Source organism: Stenotrophomonas sp. ASS1 (assembly GCF_004346925.1).
Classification (GTDB): Bacteria; Pseudomonadota; Gammaproteobacteria; order Xanthomonadales; family Xanthomonadaceae; genus Stenotrophomonas; species Stenotrophomonas maltophilia_A.
In genome coordinates this window covers 3,595,421-3,613,746 of sequence record NZ_CP031167.1, presented here as the reverse complement: position 1 = coordinate 3,613,746, position 18,326 = coordinate 3,595,421, and the positions used below count along the sequence as shown (strand labels likewise).

At 67.0% G+C, this 18,326-nt stretch carries 15 protein-coding genes; 12 read left to right on the top strand and 3 right to left on the bottom strand.

Annotation, left to right across the window (positions count from 1 at the left end):
• Positions 1-45 precede the first annotated feature (45 nt).
• Positions 46-789: a hypothetical protein gene (locus tag MG068_RS16765; protein ID WP_132811154.1), complete on the top strand. Its 744-nt coding sequence runs from the start codon at positions 46-48 to the stop codon at positions 787-789.
• 177 nt (positions 790-966) lie between these two features.
• Here the strand turns inward: MG068_RS16765 and MG068_RS16760 are convergent, their stop codons facing one another.
• From MG068_RS16760 to MG068_RS16750, 3 genes are all read right to left on the bottom strand, one after another.
• Positions 967-1,971, bottom strand: a complete 1,005-nt coding sequence (locus tag MG068_RS16760; protein ID WP_132810711.1) for an IS110 family RNA-guided transposase — start codon at positions 1,969-1,971, stop codon at positions 967-969.
• A gap of 345 nt (positions 1,972-2,316) precedes the next feature.
• The gene (locus tag MG068_RS16755) at positions 2,317-2,961 is read right to left on the bottom strand and encodes a hypothetical protein (RefSeq protein ID WP_049461747.1); all 645 of its coding nucleotides are present in this window, start codon (positions 2,959-2,961) and stop codon (positions 2,317-2,319) included.
• 392 nt (positions 2,962-3,353) lie between these two features.
• A complete protein-coding gene (locus tag MG068_RS16750) occupies positions 3,354-5,777 on the bottom strand; it encodes a penicillin-binding protein 1A (protein WP_132810710.1) in 2,424 nt (807 codons plus the stop codon).
• Positions 5,778-5,996: 219 nt separating this feature from the next.
• Between MG068_RS16750 and MG068_RS16745 the strand changes: the two genes are divergently transcribed.
• The 11 genes from MG068_RS16745 (at position 5,997) to MG068_RS16695 (ending at position 18,274) form a co-directional block, all read left to right on the top strand.
• Positions 5,997-7,055 carry a pilus assembly protein PilM gene (locus tag MG068_RS16745; protein WP_010484061.1) on the top strand — a complete coding sequence of 353 codons (1,059 nt, stop codon included), beginning with the start codon at positions 5,997-5,999 and terminating at the stop codon, positions 7,053-7,055.
• Positions 7,055-7,951 carry a PilN domain-containing protein gene (locus MG068_RS16740; protein ID WP_132810709.1) on the top strand — a complete coding sequence of 299 codons (897 nt, stop codon included), beginning with the start codon at positions 7,055-7,057 and terminating at the stop codon, positions 7,949-7,951. Before MG068_RS16745 ends, MG068_RS16740 begins: the two co-directional genes overlap by 1 nt.
• Positions 7,948-8,604: a type IV pilus inner membrane component PilO gene (locus tag MG068_RS16735; protein WP_049400744.1), complete on the top strand. Its 657-nt coding sequence runs from the start codon at positions 7,948-7,950 to the stop codon at positions 8,602-8,604. Before MG068_RS16740 ends, MG068_RS16735 begins: the two co-directional genes overlap by 4 nt.
• A 26-nt stretch (positions 8,605-8,630) precedes the next feature.
• Entirely contained in the window at positions 8,631-9,137 is a 507-nt protein-coding gene (locus MG068_RS16730) for a pilus assembly protein PilP (protein WP_010484064.1), read from the top strand.
• A 21-nt stretch (positions 9,138-9,158) separates the two neighbouring features.
• On the top strand, positions 9,159-11,132 hold the full coding sequence (locus MG068_RS16725) for a type IV pilus secretin PilQ (protein WP_049422631.1): 1,974 nt from the start codon (positions 9,159-9,161) through the stop codon (positions 11,130-11,132).
• 196 nt (positions 11,133-11,328) lie between these two features.
• Positions 11,329-12,354 (top strand): AAA family ATPase, encoded by a 1,026-nt coding sequence (locus MG068_RS16720; protein WP_032127852.1) that lies wholly within the window; start codon positions 11,329-11,331, stop codon positions 12,352-12,354.
• Between the two features lie 8 nt (positions 12,355-12,362).
• Positions 12,363-13,292 carry a DUF58 domain-containing protein gene (locus MG068_RS16715; RefSeq protein WP_132810708.1) on the top strand — a complete coding sequence of 310 codons (930 nt, stop codon included), beginning with the start codon at positions 12,363-12,365 and terminating at the stop codon, positions 13,290-13,292.
• Positions 13,289-13,738, top strand: a complete 450-nt coding sequence (locus MG068_RS16710) for a DUF4381 family protein (protein ID WP_132810707.1) — start codon at positions 13,289-13,291, stop codon at positions 13,736-13,738. Before MG068_RS16715 ends, MG068_RS16710 begins: the two co-directional genes overlap by 4 nt.
• A complete protein-coding gene (locus MG068_RS16705; RefSeq protein ID WP_132810706.1) occupies positions 13,735-14,739 on the top strand; it encodes a vWA domain-containing protein in 1,005 nt (334 codons plus the stop codon). Before MG068_RS16710 ends, MG068_RS16705 begins: the two co-directional genes overlap by 4 nt.
• Positions 14,736-16,574 (top strand): VWA domain-containing protein, encoded by a 1,839-nt coding sequence (locus tag MG068_RS16700; RefSeq protein ID WP_132810705.1) that lies wholly within the window; start codon positions 14,736-14,738, stop codon positions 16,572-16,574. Before MG068_RS16705 ends, MG068_RS16700 begins: the two co-directional genes overlap by 4 nt.
• Entirely contained in the window at positions 16,571-18,274 is a 1,704-nt protein-coding gene (locus MG068_RS16695) for a BatD family protein (protein WP_132810704.1), read from the top strand. The genes MG068_RS16700 and MG068_RS16695 overlap by 4 nt, the downstream gene beginning before the upstream one ends.
• The last annotated feature ends 52 nt before the right edge of the window (positions 18,275-18,326 follow it).

Here is an 18,326-nt window from a genome sequence, read left to right as displayed (position 1 = left end):
CGTAATCCACCCCGCCGCGCCGGGGTCCTCGCCCAGGAGATGGCGATGTACAGATGGGTAAAGGGAATCATCAGCTATCGCACGTTCTACATCTGGCGGGCGCGCTATCGCTACTACACACGGAACCTGGATCTGTGGACGCTGATGAGCGGGCTGTGCATCGCCGGTCTGTTGCTGGTGCTGTGGTACATGTGGCGGATGCTGAGCGTGCCGACGCCGCGCGTGCACCCGGAGACAGCGGCGCTGCGCATCGAGGGTGTCACCAGGGAGGCGATCCATCGCATCGTGCTGGTGCGCCACGCGGGTAGCACGCCGGGTGCTCCGTTCACTACGCCGGAGGAGGTGCGGGCAAGCACGCTGCGCACGATACGGGTACGGCAGGTGATGGACAGCGAAGTGGTGTGGCGGCTGAAAGCCGACATGCTGGCGGACATCGCTGACTACATCATGGCCACAGGTGGGTGCTTTCCCTACGATTGCCGGCGGGTGCTGGATCGGTTGGACTACGTGCGCCAGGCGGGTGTTGAGAATGCGCAGATCAACGCTGCGCTGTCGACGATCCTGGAGGTGCCGCTGGACCAGATGCCGCCGTTGGAGGCAGACGAGCATGAGCGGGTGAAGAGTGGTTGGTCGGATGGGTTCAACGACATCTACTACCAGTCCTGGGTGTTGCGGGACCTGCAGGCCATGCACGCACAGATGATGCGGGAATATCCGCAGCGTGCCCCCGCACCGTGGTTGCCGCGGCTGCTCAGCGACCCGCTGCGCGATACCCGATTTGTCTGGTAGCAGGAGCAAGATGGGCATCATCTGCCAGAGCAGGTAACACCGCTTTTGTAGAGTCGAGCTTGCTCGACTGCTCTCCGCTCAGCCATCGAAATGCACGAAGCACAGTGCGGACCGGCGGTCCGCACCTACCAAACACGGGTGCAGCGCCCCCGTAGAGTCGAGATCCTATGTTCGTGGTCAAGCCTGCTGGAAGCAGGCTTGACCCACCTTCAGCATGGCCGGATCGAAGTCCCGGCCGCTTTTGAAGACACCCCAGGCGATCCTGGCCAGCTTTCTGGCCAGGATGTTGAAGACGGCGGTGCTGGGGTGACCGCGTTTTGACAGCTCGTCGTAGAGCGGTTGCCCCCGGCGACACCGCTTTGACAGCTCGTCGTAGAGCGGTTGCCCCCGGCGACACCGCTTGAGCCCCATGGCGGCCATGTAGAGCATCTGGCGCAGCACTGGCGCGCCCTGTTTGGACAGCCGACGCCGTCCCGTTCTTCCGCCAGACTCGTTGGGCCGGGGATCCAGGCCGGTGCAGGCGATCCACGCGTTGGCGTTGGCCAACGGCCAGCGCGTCATGTAGTAGATCAGGTGAGCGGCGACAGCGGGGCCGATACCAGGGATGGTCAACAGGCGCTTGTAGAGCGTGCCATGCTCTCCATCGCGACCCAAGCGCTGCAGTTCGCTTTCCAGCTCGGACAGCGTCCCAGCCAGAGCGCAGAACAGATCTGACAGCTCCCCGGGGGCACTTTTGCTTACCCCGAAGGATTGCTCCAGGCGCGCGCGTGTCTTTACCAGCGTCTGCCGCTTGCGCAGCAAATCGTGCATCTGCTGCTGCTCATCGGTACGCGGTACGTATTCACGCAGGCGATCGTTCTCCTTCTTCACGTATCGGGCGATCGCTTCGGCGTCCATGGCGTCCGTCTTGCCACGCGAGCCCGTCGCCCGGCCGTAGTGCTTGATCAGACGTGGATTGATCACATAGACAACGTGGCCTGCCTGGCCAGCCATCCGAGCCAACAACTCGTAGTACCGCCCCGTCGCCTCCATGCCAATCCGGCATCGCTGGGGCAAGGTGTTGAGCCACTGGGCTATGCCGGCCCGGGTGTTGGCGATCCTGTCGCCGGCCTTGCGGTCGGCCACTGCCGGTACGAACTCCTTGGAGTCCACGTCCACGCCAATATCGAGAGAATCAGACATTTGTACGGCTCCCAGCTATCTTTAAGGGGCTGGGGTGGTACCGCACCGACGTTAGCTTGCCTACATCGACGATCCCCTTTGGGGGCCGTACGATCCTTTATCGACGTTCGTGTGCGGGATGGGGATCGCTCGACTCGTCTGTCGGCTAGTATCCGCAGATGCATGCTTGACGGTCCCTCCACCCTGGCTCCTACATACCGCGTAGGAGCCGGGAGGAACATACAAGCCATGCTCGACTGCTCTCCGGTCAGCCATCGAAATGCCCGAAGCACAGTGCGGACCAACGGTCCGCACCCACCCAAGGCAGGCACCGCTGCGCTCGCCGGCCATGGACCGGCGCTACCATCACCCGCCGATGTACGCGGTGATCTCCGCTTCGGCCAGCACCTGCCGCAACTGCGCCACCGACGCGCGTCGCATCGGCTTCTCATCCACCGGTGACAGTGGCGCCTGGCGCAGGGCGTCGTAGGGCAGCACGGCCAGGTCGAAGGTCAGCTCTTCGGCACTGAACACCCACACCGGCACATCCAGGCAGCGCTCGCGGTCCATGCGCAGGCGGCGTGTGCGCGATTCGGCGGGGATGCCGTGTTCGTCCAGGAAGCGGTGCACGGCTTCCGGGTCGTCGCTGTGCAGGTGCAGCTGCACGGGGCTGTTGGCGTCGGCGGTGCCGTCCAGTACGGGACCGGCCAGGCGCGGGGCGAAGTCGTGCAGGAACTCCAGAGCACGCATGGCGGCTTCGCGGCGGCGCTGCAGTTCGTTGCCGTGCTGGGGCCCGGAGAACAGCCGCTGGTACTCGCGCAGGGCGTCTTCGATCTCGGTATTGCGGGGCAGGGAGGCATCGTCGTGGATGCCGAGCCGGCTGGCGGCCTTCAACTTGGCCTGGTGGTAGTCGCGGATGCCGCCTTCGGCCATCAGGCGGGCGGCTTCGTGGGCGAGGCGGTGGCGCCGCTCGCGGGTCTGGCTGGCAGCATGCTGACGGGCGCGATGCATGCGATGACTCCTTGTTGCGACCTGGCTACAGACTAGCGCACGGATGTGACATCTGCGTGGGTATGGCGGATGCAACTGCTTTGGTGGGTGCCGACCTTGGTCGGCACGGGGCGCCAACCAAGGTTGGCATCTACCAGGGCGGCATCGGTGCCAACCGAGGTTGGCACCCACCAACGCTTTGGTAGGTGCCGACCTTGGTCGGCACGGGGCGCCAACCGAGGTTGGCAGCTACCGGGGCCGCATCGGTGCCAACCAAGGTTGGCCCCACCCACGCTTTGGTAGATGCCGACCTTGGTCGGCACGAGGCGCCAACCAAGGTTGGCAGCTACCAGAGCCGCATCGGCGCCAACCAAGGTTGGCAGCTACCGGGGCGGCACCCGCTGCACCCTTCCTCAGAAGATATCGAACGCGGCGGCGTCGGCCTGCGGCGTATTGAGGTTCAGGTCGTAGTCGGTCAGGCGGTCCATATCTTCCACCTTCACCCACTCGGTGGCGCCGTTGAGGGTGGCCTGGACCATGCCGCTGGGCGGGTCGTTCTGCGCGATCGGGGTGTCCTTCAGCGCGGTGCGCATGTAGTCGATCCAGATCGGCAGGGCGGCCTTGCCACCGTATTCGCGGTAACCCAGCGAGCGGAAGTCGTCGCGGCCCACCCACACGGTGGTCACGTACGGGCCGCCGAAGCCGGAGAACCAGGCGTCACGGTGGTCGTTGGTGGAGCCGGTCTTGCCACCCACGTCCTCGCGGCCGAGCACCTTGGCCTGGGCACCGGTACCGCGCTGGACCACGTCGCGCATCATCGACACCAGCTGGTAGGCGGTGCGGGCGTCGATCGCGCGCGGGGCGGTGCGGGCATCCGGGTTGACCGGCGCGGCCGGGGTTTCGGTCTTGGCTTCGGCCTTGGCGGCAGCAGCCGGGTCCACCTTCGGGGCCGGGGCACCGAAGTTGAAGCCGTCCACCACCTGGTTGACCGGCTGGTCGCTGCTGCCGGCGCAGTCGCGGCAGGCCAGTGCCGGGTTTTCCTTGAACACCAGGTTGCCGTCGCGGTCATTGACCTGGTCGATCAGCCAGGTGTCCACGCGCGAGCCGCCGTTGGCGAACACGGCGTAGCCGCGGGCCACCGACAGCGGGGTCAGCGAGGCGGTACCCAGCGACATCGACAGGTTCGGCGGCAGTTCCGATTCGGCGAAGCCAAACTCGCTGATGTACTTGCGCGCGTAGTCCACGCCCATGCCATCGAGCAGGCGCACCGAGACCAGGTTGCGCGACTGCACCAGCGCTTCACGCAGGCGCATCGGGCCGCGGAAGCCGCCACCGTCGTTCTGCGGGGCCCAAGTCTTGCCGCGGCGGTCGCGGAACACGACCGGGGCGTCGAGCACGATCGAGGCCGGGTTGTAGCCCTTGTCGAACGCGGCCGCATAGACGAACGGCTTGAAGCTCGAACCCGGCTGGCGACGGGCCTGGGTGGCGCGGTTGAACTTGTTGCCGGAGAAGCTGAAGCCACCGACCAGCGCCTTCAACGCGCCGTTGTGGGCATCCAGCGAGACCAGTGCGGACTGGCCGCGCGGGATCTGGTCCAGCAGCCACTCACCTTCCTTGGCACCGGCGCGCACGCGCACGATGTCGCCGCGCTGCACCAGCTTGCCCGGGGTCTTGTTGGTCCACTTGGCGGCGCCGGCCGGCAGCACGATCTCGCTGCGGTTGGCCAGCACCACCGTTGCGCTGCCATCGGCACCGGTGCTGGCGACGATGGCCGGCAGCAGGCCGGCCTGGCCGTACATGCCACGCAGGTGCTCAGCCAGGGCAGCGGCGTCTTCGCCGGCACCCACCTGCACCTGCTTCTCCACGCCGTGCCAGCCGTGGCGGTGGTCGTACAGCAGCAGGCCGTCGCGCACCGACTGGTTGGCGGCGGTCTGCAGGGTGGCATCGATGGTGGTGGTGACGTGGTAACCCTTGTTGACCACATCGCCGCCGAAGCGGGCGATCATTTCCTGGCGCACCAGCTCGGCCACGTAAGGGGCATCGACCTGCACCGGCGGCTCATGCGCGGTGGCGTGCATGGGCACGGCCTTGGCCGCATCGGCCTCGGCCTGGCTGACGAACTTCAGGTCGGCCATGCGCTGCAGCACATAGTTGTCGCGGCGCTGGCGGGCACGTTCCGGGTTGGAGATCGGGTTGCCCGAAGACGGGAACTTGGGGATGCCGGCCAGCGAGGCCATTTCATCCAGGTCCAGCTCGTTCAGCTTCTTGCCGTAGTAGAACTCGGCGGCGGCGGCCACGCCGTAGGCGCGGTTGCCGAAGAAACTCTTGTTCAGGTACAGCTCGAAGATCTCGTCCTTGCTCAGCTCGGACTCGATCTTCCGCGCCAGCAGGATCTCGGCCAGCTTGCGGGTGTAGCTGTACTCGGAGCTGAGGAAGAACTGGCGGGCCACCTGCTGGGTGATGGTGGAGCCACCCGGCACGCGCTTGTCGTTGGTGGTGGCCAGCAGCCACACCGCTCGGCCGATGCCCATGTAGTCCACACCGCCATGCTCGTAGAAGCGGGCATCCTCGGTGGCCAGGAACGCCTGCTTCAGGCGCTCGGGCACGTCCTTCATGGTGATGGGGGTACGGCGGGTCTCGCCGAACACCGCCATCAGCTTGCCGTCGGCGGCATAGACGTACATGGGCTCCTGCATTTCCACGTCGCGCAGGGTCTGCACGTCGGGAAGCTTGGAGGACACGGCGTAGTACAGACCGCCCACGGCGGCCGCGCCGATCAGCGCCAGGACCAGGACAATCAGGAAGATCCAGCGCAGCCAGCGGCGGAGTCGAGTCATCGGGTTCAGATTCCGATTGCGAATTTCGTGGTCGCAGAGTATAGATTACGCAAGGTGGCGGCTGGGGTCGGCACCGGGGAGCGCAAGGGGAACAGTCAGGGGCTGCATGGTGAATCCGTGAGGGACTTCACAGCAGGGCCGTTGCCATTTGCTAAGAATACGTTATTAATGCTCGGGCGCAGGTCTTGCGTCCAAGTGCCCGTCGGCAGGGGAGAAACCGTGGGGCTCATCCCAAAAAGTCAGTCGCCGCTTGTAGGCGTCGACATCAGTTCGACTGCGGTAAAGCTTTTGCAGCTGTCCCGCAGTGGCAATCGTTTTCGTGTGGAACATTACGCTGTGGAACCTCTTCCGCCGAATGCGGTGGTGGAGAAGAACATCGTGGAAGTGGAGGCCGTGGGTGAGGCCATCCGCCGCGCGATGAACCGCTCGGGGAGCAAGGCCAAGCTGGCCGCTGCCGCCGTCGCTGGGTCGGCGGTGATCACCAAGGTGATCCCGATGCCGGCCGAGCTCGACGAGAACGACATGGAAGCCCAGATCGAGCTGGAAGCGGTCAACTACATTCCGTACCCGATCGAGGAAGTGAACCTGGACTTCGAGGTGATCGGGGCGATCCCGAACAACCCGGAGATGGTCCAGGTGCTGCTGGCCGCGTCGCGTTCGGAGAACGTGGAACTGCGCCAGTCGGCGCTGGAGCTGGGTGGCCTGCAGGCCAAGGTGATGGACGTGGAGGCCTTCGCGGTCGAGAACGCCTATGCCCTGGTCGCCAGCGAGCTGCCGGTATCCATCGAGGGTGTGGTCGCGCTGGTCGACATCGGTGCCACCATGACCACCCTCAATGTCCTGCGCGGCGGCCGCAGCCTGTACAGCCGCGAACAGGTGTTCGGTGGCAAGCAGCTGACCGACGAGATCATGCGCCGCTACGGCCTGAGCTACGAGGAAGCCGGCCTGGCCAAGCGCCAGGGCGGGCTGCCGGAAAGCTACGAGATGGAAGTGCTGGAGCCGTTCAAGGAAGCCACGGTCCAGCAGATCAGCCGCCTGCTGCAGTTCTTCTACGCAGGCAGCGAGTTCAACCGCGTTGATCACATCGTGCTGGCCGGCGGCTGCGCCGTGCTGGGCGGTCTGCCGGAAATGGTCGAGGAACAGCTGGGCGTGCCGACCGTGGTCGCCAACCCGCTGGCGCAGATGACCCTGGGGCCGAAGGTGAACGCGCATGCGCTGGCCCAGGATGCCCCCGCGCTGATGATCGCAACCGGTCTGGCGCTGAGGAGCTTCGACTGATGGCACGCATCAATCTATTGCCCTGGCGCGCCGAGCGGCGCAAGCAACGCCAGCGCGAGTTCTACGCAATGCTGGGCATGGCCGCGATCGGTGGCCTGCTGCTGTCGCTGGTGATCTGGTTCTACTACGACCGCCAGGTGAGCGGCCAGATGGACCGCAACGCCTATCTGGAAGCCGAGATCGAGAAGGTCAAGGAACAGAACAAGGAGATCGACCGCCTCGACGCGCAGAAGGAACGCCTGCTGGCCCGCAAGAAGGTGATCGAGGAACTGCAGGCCAAGCGCTCGCAGATGGTGCACCTGTTCGATGCGCTGGTGCGCACGATTCCCGATGGCCTGGTGCTGACCGCGCTGAAGCAGGAAGGCGACGTGCTGACCCTGGAAGGCCGTACCCAGTCCAATGCCCGTGTTTCGGCGTACATGCGCAACCTGGAGACCTCCGGTTGGATGACCAACCCGGAACTGTCGATCATCGAAGCGCGTGATCCCGAGAAGGACAAGGACGGCAAGGTGGGCCCGCTGGCCGACATCAAGGCGCTGCCCTATGTGTTCGTGGTCAAGGTGAAGCTGCCGGCACAGAGTGAGGAAGTGGCCGGTACGCCAGGCCTCAACGCCGATGGTTCGGTGGCAACGCCGGCTCCGCCCGCAGTGGCACCGCTTGCAGCCGGCCCGGATGCAGCGGCACCTGCTGCACCGGCCGCAGGCCAGCCCGCTGCTGCACCGGCTGCACCCGCACCCGCCGCCGCGCCGGTCAACCCACCTGCTGCCACCCCGGCCCCGGCTACGCCGAACCAGCCGGCAGCCCCGGCTGCAAAGCCTGCGCCGAAGCCCGAGGGCAGCCGCCTGGCGCAGCCGCCGCAGGCCTTCAACGCCCCGCTGCAGGGGGATCGCGCATGAGCCAGAAAATCGATCTGAAGAACCTGGATTTCAACGACATCGGCAACTGGCCGCAGAAGGCCAAGATCGTCTTCTGCTCGCTGTTGGCGCTGGTGATCATGTTCGTGGCGTGGATGCTGCTGATCAGTGGCAAGCGCGAGGAACTGGCCGGCCTGGAATCGAAGGAAGTCGAGCTGCGTTCGGAGTTCACCAAGCAGCAGGAGCGTGCGGTGAACCTGGCGCCGCTGAAGCAGCAGCTGGCACAGATGGAACAGGTGCTGCAGCAGATGCTGCGGCAGCTGCCCAGCAAGACCGAAATGCCGGACCTGATCATCGACATCTCGCAGACTGCGCTGTCCAGCGGCCTGACCAACGAGCTGTTCGAGCCGGAGCAGGAGCAGGTCAAGGAGTTCTACGCCGAGAAGCCGATCAAGCTGCGCATGGTGGGCAGTTACCACCAGTTCGGTGCCTTCGTCAGTGGCGTGGCGTCGCTGCCGCGCGTGGTCATCCTGACCATGCACGACATCAACCTCAAGCCCAAGGACAAGACCAGCGGCAACGCCCGCAGCGGTGCGCTGGAGCTGTCCGGCACGGTCAAGACCTATCGCTATCTGGATGAGACCGAGGTGCAGGCACAGCAGGCGGCTGACGCCGGCAAGGAGGAGAAGAAGTGATCCGTTCCCTCTTTGCGCGTTGTGGGATGGCTGCCGTCGTGCTGATGCTGGCCGCGTGCGGCCGCGATGTGACCAGCACGCCGGGTGATGCACCGAATCTTGAAAAGTGGGTGGAAGGCGAGCGTGCGCGACCGGCGCAGCCGCTGGAGCCGCTGCCGGTGATGCAGCAGTTCGAAACCTTCGAATACTCCGCACAGGGTCTGCGCGATCCGTTCACCGATGCCTGGACCAATCCGCAGCAGGGGAATGGCGGATTGCGTCCGGATCCGAACCGGCGCAAGGAGCCGCTGGAAGGCTTCCCGCTGGACGCACTGGACATGGTCGGCACCATCGGCACCGGAGCCGCCACCGTGGCGCTGGTGATGGGGCCGGACAAGGTGACCTACCGGGTACGCCCGGGCGGCTACCTGGGGCAGAGCGACGGGCGGGTCACGGCGGTCTTCGAAGACCACGTGGAGCTGATCGAACTGGTGCCGGATGGCGCGGGCGGCTGGCTGGAACGGCCGGCGACGCTCTCGCTTGAAGATCAATGATCGTTTACTGGGGATAGCACGATGACCTTTCACCAAGCCAAGGGGCTGCGTCCCATCCGGCGCTTTACCTTGAACCGTGTCAGCGCGTTGGGAGTCGCGCTGATGCTGGCCTGCGCTCCGGCGCTGGCCGCCGCACCGGCGGAAAAGCCGGTGGGCGCCACCGTGGCACCGGCGGCAGCGCCGGCCGGCCTGTCGGTGGCCAAGATCGATTTCAAGCGCGGCGATGATGGCGCCGGGCGCCTGATCGTCCAGTTCGACGGCCAGGGCGCGGTTCCGGACCTGCGTACGCAGGGCAACAGCGTGGTGGTCGATGTCGGTAACGCCCGACTGCCGGCCAACCTGCAGAAGCCGATGAACGTCATCGACTTCGCCACGCCGGTGCAGCGCATCGACGCCAAGCCGTCCGGTGCCGGTACCCAGCTGGTGCTGAGCACCGGCGGTGCGGTCGAATCACTGGCCTACCAGAGCGGCAACGAATACGTGGTCGAGATCAGCCCGCGGCAGGCGCCGGCCGCTGTCGGTGCAGTCACCGCCGGCAGCGTCACCCAGGCTGCCAAGGCTGTTGGTCAGCGCGGTTTCACCGGCAAGCCGGTGACCTTCAACTTCCAGGACGTGCCGGTGCGCACCGTGCTGCAGTTGATCGCCGAGGAATCCAATCTCAACGTGGTGGCTTCCGATTCGGTACAGGGCAATGTGACCCTGCGCCTGGTCAACGTGCCGTGGGACCAGGCGCTGGACATCGTGCTGCGTGCCAAGGGCCTGGACAAGCGTCGCGATGGCAGCGTGATCTGGGTCGCTCCGCAGGCTGAGCTGGCCAAGTTCGAGCAGGAGAAGGAAGACGCGCGCATCGCCATCGAGAACCGCGAAGACCTGGTCACCGATTACGTCCAGATCAACTACCACAGCGCCACGCAGATCTTCAAAGCGCTGACCGAGGCCAAGGGCATCGGTGGCGGCAGTGGTGGCGGCAATGGCGGTGGTGGCGGCTCGTCGCAGGAGGAGAGTGGCTTCCTGTCCGGGCGTGGCCGCATCGTCGCCGACGAGCGCACCAACACGCTGATGATCAGCGACATTCCGAAGAAGATCGCGCGCATGCGCGAGCTGATCAGCGTGATCGACCGCCCGGTCGACCAGGTGCTGATCGAAAGCCGCATCGTCATCGCGACCGACACCTTCGCCCGCGAGCTGGGTGCGAAGTTCGGCATCAGCGGCAGCCGCGACAACGTGTACTTCAGCGGCAGCCTCGCTGCCAACGAGGAAACCCGCAAGTCGCAGGTCGATACCGCACTGGCCAACGCCAAGGCGGTCCGTGAGTGGCAGGCCGGTGGCAGCGTCGGCCCGGCGCCGATTCCCAGCGGCCCGACCATCAAGCGTGGCCTGAACTGGAACCTGCCGGTGGCTACGGCCAGCAATCCGGGTTCGCTGGCGCTGTCGATCCTCAACGCAGGCTACTTGCTGGACGTGGAGCTGTCGGCCATGCAGGAAGAGTCGCGGGGTGAGGTGATCTCCAACCCGCGCGTGGTCACCACCAACCAGCGCGAGGCGATGATCAAGCAGGGCAAGGAAATCGGCTACGTCACCATCAGCGGCACCGGTGCTGCCGGTGGCGCCGGTTCCACCCCGAACGTGCAGTTCAAGGAAGTGGTGCTGGAACTGCGGGTGACTCCGACCATCACCAATGACAACCGCGTGTTCCTCAACATGCAGGTGAAGAAGGACGAAGTCGACCGCCTGATCGAACTGCAGGGCTACGGCACGGTACCGTCGATCAACCGCCGTGAGGTCAACACCGCGGTGCTGGTCGAGGATGGGCAGACCGTGGTCATCGGTGGTGTGTACGAGTTCACCGACCGCAGCAGCATCAGCAAGGTGCCGTTCCTGGGCGACGTGCCGTTTCTGGGCAACCTGTTCAAGAAGCGCGGCCGCAACAAGGACAAGGCCGAGCTGCTGGTGTTCGTGACCCCGAAGGTGCTGCGCGTGGCCAAGCAGAACTGAGCCCGCGCCTCCGCGAAACGCAGAAGGGCCGCCCTGCGCGGCCCTTCTGCGTTTCCGCCAGTAGATCCACGCCGCCCATGTCCAGTAGATCCACGCCATGCGTGGATGGGCCGTTCAGCCGTTCTTGATGCCATTCGCAGGGCACCCTGCGATGATGTCGGGAACCCGTGCCGTCCCGCGCCGGTCAAAGGCCCCCATGAACCTGCCACCGCCGATGCCCGAAACCGTCTCGCCGCCGTCCGCGCCGGCCACCTCCCGCCTGCATGCCGCTTTCAGCCAGCTGCGCGACGCATTGTCGGCCGAGATCGTCGGCCAGGCCGCGCTGGTCGAACGCCTGCTGATCGCGCTGCTGGCCGATGGCCACCTGCTGGTGGAAGGCGCTCCGGGCCTGGCCAAGACCACGGCGATCCGCGCGCTGGCCTCGCGCCTGGAGGCCGACTTCGCCCGCGTGCAGTTCACCCCGGACCTGCTGCCGGCCGACCTGACCGGCACCGAGATCTGGCGCCCGCAGGAAGGCCGCTTCGAATTCGTACCCGGCCCGATCTTCCATCCGATCCTGCTGGCCGATGAAATCAACCGCGCGCCAGCCAAGGTGCAGTCGGCACTGCTGGAAGCGATGGGCGAGCGCCAGGTCACCGTGGGCCGCCACACCTACGCGCTGCCGCCGCTGTTCCTGGTGATGGCCACGCAGAACCCGATCGAGCAGGAAGGCACCTTCCCGCTGCCGGAAGCGCAGTTGGACCGTTTCCTGATGCATGTGCGCATCGGCTACCCGGACCAGGCCGCCGAATCGGAGATCCTGCGCCTGGCTCGCGAGCGAGCCCGTGGTGCGTTGGGCGAAGCCGCACAAGCGCCGGAAAAGCTGCCGATGCAGGATGTGTTCGATGCCCGCCGCGAAGTGCTGGACCTGCACATGGCGCCGGCGCTGGAACGCTACCTGATCGAGCTGGTGCTGGCCTCGCGTGATCCGTCGCGCTATGACGCTGGCCTTGGCCGCCGCATTGCATGGGGCGCCAGCCCGCGCGGTTCCATCGCGCTGGAACGCTGTGCACGCGCGCGCGCCTGGTTGGCTGGCCGCGATTTCGTCACCCCCGATGACGTGCGTGCGGTTGCCGCCGACGTGCTGCGCCATCGCGTGCTGCCCAGCTATGAAGCCACCGCTGAAGGCTGGGATGGCGAACGCCTGGTGCAGGAGCTGCTGGCCCGGGTGCCGGCACCCTGAGCCTGCGCATGACCGATCCATCCCTGCACCACGCCTCCTCCGTCAGTGACGGTGACGGGCTGCGCCCGCAACTGTCCGAACTGGTGGCGCTGCGCCGCCTTGCACAGCGACCGCCGCCGCCACGCCGTGGCCGCGCCGGCAACGCCGGGCAGGCGCCGTCGCCGCTGCGCGGGCGTGGCATGGAATATGCCGAGTCACGCGAGTACGTGGCCGGTGATGATGCACGGCATATCGACTGGCGGGTGACCGCGCGTACCGGACGTGCCCATACCAAGCTGTTCCAGGCCGAACGCGAGCGGGTCAGCCTGATCGTGGCCGATACCTCGCCGGCCCTGTACTTCGGCACCCGCGTGCGCTTCAAATCGGTGCAGGCTGCACGCGCGGGCGCCGTCGCCGCGTGGTCGGCGCAGCGTCGCGGCGATCGCATCGGCGCCCTGCGTGGCAGCGACCGTGAACCACCGATTGCACCGGCAGGCGGCCCGCGCGGCGTATTGCGTGTGCTGGACGCGCTCACCCGCTGGTATGCGCAGCCCCCGGCCGATGACCTTGGCCTGGAACGTGCGCTGGACCATGCCGGTCGCGTCCTGCGCCCGGGTGCACGTGTGCTGGTGCTGGCCGATCCGCAGCAGGCCATCCGTATTCCGCCGGCGCGCTGGAGTGCGCTGGCCCAGCACCACGACCTCAGTCTGGTGCTGCTGGTGGATCCACTGGAACTGCAGCCTCCGTCAGCCGCGCTGCAGTTCCAGACCCTGCAGCAGCGCATCGGCCTCGACCTGCGACGCGGCGAGGTCCAGGCTCATTGGCAGGCCCATTTCGTTGAACCGCTGCAGGAGCTGCGGCGCCAGCTGGGAGCGCGCCGCGTCGATGTGCAGGTGCTGTCCACCGACGCGCCCAGTGATGCCTGGCTGGCGCCATTACCGACCGAGGTGCCGGCATGAGCGCGAACCTGCCGCTGCGCGATGTGCAGGTGCCACCCGCCCCATCATGGTGGCCGCCGGCACCGGGCTATCTGATGATCGGCGGCGTGGTGCTGCTGTTGCTGGTGGTGGCGGTCTTCTTCTGGTGGCAGCGTCGCCGTCGCCGCCAACGCTGGTTGCAGCTGTTCGATCAGGAGCTGGCATCTACCGCCGATGCTGCTGCGGAACTGGCAGCCATCGCCGGACTGCTGCGTCGCGCCGCACGCCAGGCGCAGCCCGGCAGTGAATCCCTGCGCGATGACGCCTGGTGGCAGCGCGTGGATCCGAAAGGCACGCTGCCCGCGGCACGTCGCAGTCTGCTGGCGGAAGGCGCCTATCGCCCACGGGTGGACGCCAACGATGTGGCGGCGCTGCGCAGCTGGGCGCGCGAGCGCTACCTGGGCATGCTGCTGGAGCGGCGCCGATGAACCTGCTGGCAAGTTACTGGCCATGGCCGGACCTGCAGCTGGCGTGGCCGCTGGCCCTGCTGGCGCTGCCGTTGCCGTTGCTGATGCGCTGGTGGAAGCGTCGTGCCGATCCCGGCGCTGCGCTGCGGGTGCCCTATGCGGCGACGGAACTGCAAGCGCTGTCCGGTGGCGGCCGCGTTGATGTGTCGTGGCTGCGCACGCTGCTGTTGTGGCTGGGTTGGTGCGCGCTGTGCGTCGCACTGGCTCGCCCGCAACAGCTGGGTGAAGCAATCACGCCGCCGCAGGAGGGCCGGCAGATGATGCTGGCGATGGACGTGTCCGGCAGCATGGGCGAGGGCGACATGGTGCTGGGCGGGCAGGCGGTGGATCGCCTCACTGCCGCGAAGGCGGTGCTGGCCGACTTCCTCGATCGCCGCGCCGGTGATCGCATCGGTCTGCTGATCTTCGGCGACCGCGCCTACACGTTGACGCCGCTTACGGCCGATCTGGCCAGCGTGCGCGACCAGCTGCGCGACAGCGTGGTCGGCCTGGCCGGGCGCGAGACCGCCATCGGTGATGCCATCGGCCTGGCGGTGAAGCGCCTGCGCAGCCAGCCCGAAGGCCAGCGCGTGCTGATTCTGCTGACCGACGGCGTCAGCAATGCCGGCGTGCTGGAACCGCTGCGTGCCGCCGAAGTCGCGCGTGCCGAAGGTGTGCGTATCCACACCGTCGCCTTTGGCGGTGATGGCAGCATGCGCCTGTTCGGTATTCCCATTTCCGCCGACCAGGATCCGGTCGACGAGGCTACCTTGAAGAAGATCGCGAGCATGACCGGCGGCCAGTTCTTCCGCGCCCGCGACACTGCACAGCTGGCCGGCATCTATGCCGAACTGGACCGGCTCGAGCCGATCGCTGCGAAGGGACCAAGCCTGCGACCGCGAGAGGAACGCTATGCATGGCCGCTGGGCCTGGCCTTGCTGCTGGGCGCATTGGCCTGGCTGTGGCCGGAGCGTCGCCGATGATCGCGCTTGCTTCGAATCTTCCCGACTGGAACGCGCTGCACTTCCTGCGTCCGGAATGGCTGTGGGCGTTGCTGGCGTTGCCGTTGATCATCGCTGTGGCATTGTATCGGCAGCGGCGCAGCGACGTGTGGCGAACAGCGGTGGATGCCCACCTGTTGCCGCATCTGCTGGCTGCGGGCACGCGCCGCCGTGCACGCCTGCCCTGGGCCGTGCTGCTGGGCTGGACCTTGGCAGCGTTGGCCATGGCCGGGCCGAGTTGGCGGCAGCAGGCACAACCGATGTTCCAGGCCAGCGCACCGCTGCTGGTCGTGCTGGATCTGTCCAGCCGGATCAATGCCACCGATCTGCCGCCGTCGCGCCTGCTGCAGGCTCGGGCGAAAGTGGGCGAGCTGCTGCGTGCCCGCCAGGGGGGCCAGGTGGGCCTGGTGGTCTATGCCGAGGATGCCTACACCGTGGCACCGCTGACCGATGACGGCAGCAACGTCGCGCTGTATCTGGACGCGCTGTCGCCGGATGTGATGCCGCGCGACGGACAACGCGCCGACCGTGGCATCGACTGGGCGACGCGGTTGATGCGCCAGATCGGGGCATTGCGGGGGCAGATCCTGCTGGTCAGCGATCAGGCGGATGATGAAGCGGCACTGGCCGCAGCGCAGGCGCGCAGCCTCGGCATGCAGGTGTCGGTACTGGGGCTAGGCACATCTGCCGGTGCGGCGTACCGGGATGGCACTGGGCAGATCCGCCAGGCCGCGCTGGATGAAGGCAGCCTGCGTGCGGTGGCGACCGCAGGCGGAGGCCGCTATGCCCGCATCGCCACCGATGACAGTGATCTGCGTGCGCTGGGCGTACTTGATGCACGCGAGGGTACTGCGGCGCAGCGGCCCGGCGAGGGCAAGCAATGGCGTGATGAAGGGTTCTGGCTGCTGCCACCGGTGATGCTGCTGGCGCTGCTCGCTTTCCGTCGCCGCGCGCTGCTGGCGGCGGTGCTGGCGGTGGGCCTGCTGCCATGGATGAGTGATGTGCAGGCGCAGGCGCCTGCGGTGCCGGCTGCACCGCCGGCGCAGGGCACGCTGTGGAAGCGCGCCGACCAGATGCAGCACCAGCGTCTGGCCGAAGGTGCGCAGGCTTACCGCAACGGTGATTTCGCCAGTGCTCGCAAGCAGTTCGAGGGCATCGACAGCGATGCGGGCTGGTACAACCTGGCCAATACGCTGGCCCGCCAGGGCCACTACGACGAAGCCATTGCCGCCTACGACCGCGCGCTGGCACTGCATCCCGGCATGGCCGATGCGGTCGCCAACCGTGCCGTGGTCGATGCCGCGCGCAAGCGCAAGCCGTCGGGTGGCAAAGGCCAGGATCAGCAGAAGCCACCGCAGAACGGACAGCAGAAGCAGCAGAACGATTCACAGGGCCAGCAGAATCCGCAGGGCCAGCAGCCGCAGCAGGGCCAGCAGAATCCCGGTCAGGGACAGCCGCAGTCGGGTCAGCAGGGCCAGCCCAATCCCGGTGACGACAAGAACCAGTCGAGCCCGCAGCCCGGCGAGCGCGGCCGCGATGGACAGCAGGCGCCGCCACAGGTGGAGGATGCCAAGGCGCAGGCCCAGGCTGATGAGCAGCAGCGCCAGCGCATGCAGCAGGCCATGCAGCAGGCACGTGAGGGCAAAGGCGATCAGGATGGCATGCCCGTTCCAGGCAGCGACGGCACCACCCCACGCCAACGCGAGGAGCAGCAGGCGGTGGAGGCGTGGATGCGGCGCGTGCCGGATGATCCGGGCGCATTGCTGCGGGCCAAGTTCCAGCTGGAAAACGAACGCAGGAAGAGGGAAGGGCGATGACGCGGGCGATCAACATGCACGGGCACTGGCCCCGACAGGTACTGGCGGCGCTGCTGCTGTGGCTGCCGCTGCTGGCCTGGGCGCAGCCGCGTGCGTGGCTGGACCGCGACCGCATCGCGATGGGCGACACGGTCACGCTCAACGTCGAGAGCGACCAGGGCGCCCCTGACTTCACACCGTTGCGCACCGACTTCGACCTCAGCGGGCAGACCAGCAGCCGCCAGGTAGCGTGGAGCAACGGCAGCATGCAGCAGCGCAATCTGTATGGCGTGGCACTCACGCCACGGCGTAGCGGTGCACTGGTGGTGCCGGGCCTGCAGGTGGGCAGCGTACGTACCGCACCGTTGACCCTGCAGGTGGATGCCGCTGCCGTGGCCGGTCCCGACAGCAATGCGGTGGCGTTCATCGAAACCGCTGTCGATGACGAGACACCGTATGTGCAGCAGAGCGTAGGCGTGGTGGTGCGGTTGTATTTCGCTTCGCAGCTGGCCTCCGGCGAACTGGTGCTGGATACACCGGCCGGCGCGTCGTTGCAGCGGGTGGGCGATGACCGCACCGATGTGCGACAGGTCAACGGCCGCCGCTACAACGTGGTCGAGCGCCGCTTCCTGCTGATCCCCGAGCGCAGCGGTGCACTTCGGCTGGCCGGTGCGCGCTTCAGCGGGCGCAGTGCCGGTGGCTTCTTCGACGATTTCTTCGGCGGCGGCGACGGGCGCATGAATGCCACTGGCGCCGATCGCACGTTGCAGGTGCAGGCGCAACCGGCACAGGCGCCGCAGCCATGGCTGCCGCTGCAGGGCCTGCAGTTGCGCTACACCAGTGCACCGACCAGCGCCCGTACCGGCGAGGCGGCCAACGTGGTGGTGGAGGCGATTGCCGAAGGCGCCACCCGCGCGCAGTTCACCGATCTGCCGGTGCCCGACGTCGGCAACGCCGCGCAGGTGTTCGCCGAACCTGCGCAGTACGAAGAGACCTTCAATGGCAGTACGCCGCGGCTGAAGATCACCCGCCGCTATTCGATCGTGCCGCGCCAGCCAGGTTCGCTGGTGGTGCCGGGGCCGCGCCTGCCGTGGTGGGACGTGCGCAATGGCAAGGCACAGGAAGCGAAGCTGCCGGACCTGACGCTGGCCGTGGTGGCCGGTAACGGGGGAGGCAGTGCGTCACCTGCACCGCTGCCGCCGATCGACACCGATGCGGTGCTGCCGGGTGGCGATGGCCAGGACAGCCGTATCGCGGCGACCGATCCGCGCGCCAGTGGTTTGTCCGAGCGGCCATGGCCGTGGATGGGCGCCGCCATCGGCCTGGCGTTGCTGTGGCTGCTGACGCTGTTGTGGGGCTGGCAGCGAGGCCGTCGCCCGCGCGTGGCGGCCAAGGGCGCTGTGCCGGCTGTGGCGACTGGACGTGCCGGCGTGGCCGAACTGCGCCGCGCGCTGGATGGTGAAGGGTTTGATCAGGTGGAAGCGCAGCTGTGTGCGATGGCCGGTGTCGAACGTATCGAGCAGGTGATCACGCGGCTCGATGACCCGGCCCAGCGCCAGGTGCTGCAGGAGCTGCAACAGGCCCGATGGGGCGGGCAGGGCGACCTGGCCTCGCTGCGCGCGCGTCTGCGCGAGCTCTTCCGTGACGGACCGCACTGGTCGGCGGCTACCGGCGCCGCTGACACTGGCCTGGCGCCGCTGTATCCAACGCGGCGAACCTGAACCGGCGCCGCTTGCGCGCTTTGTTAGAGTGCATTCATTTTTCGAGGAAACC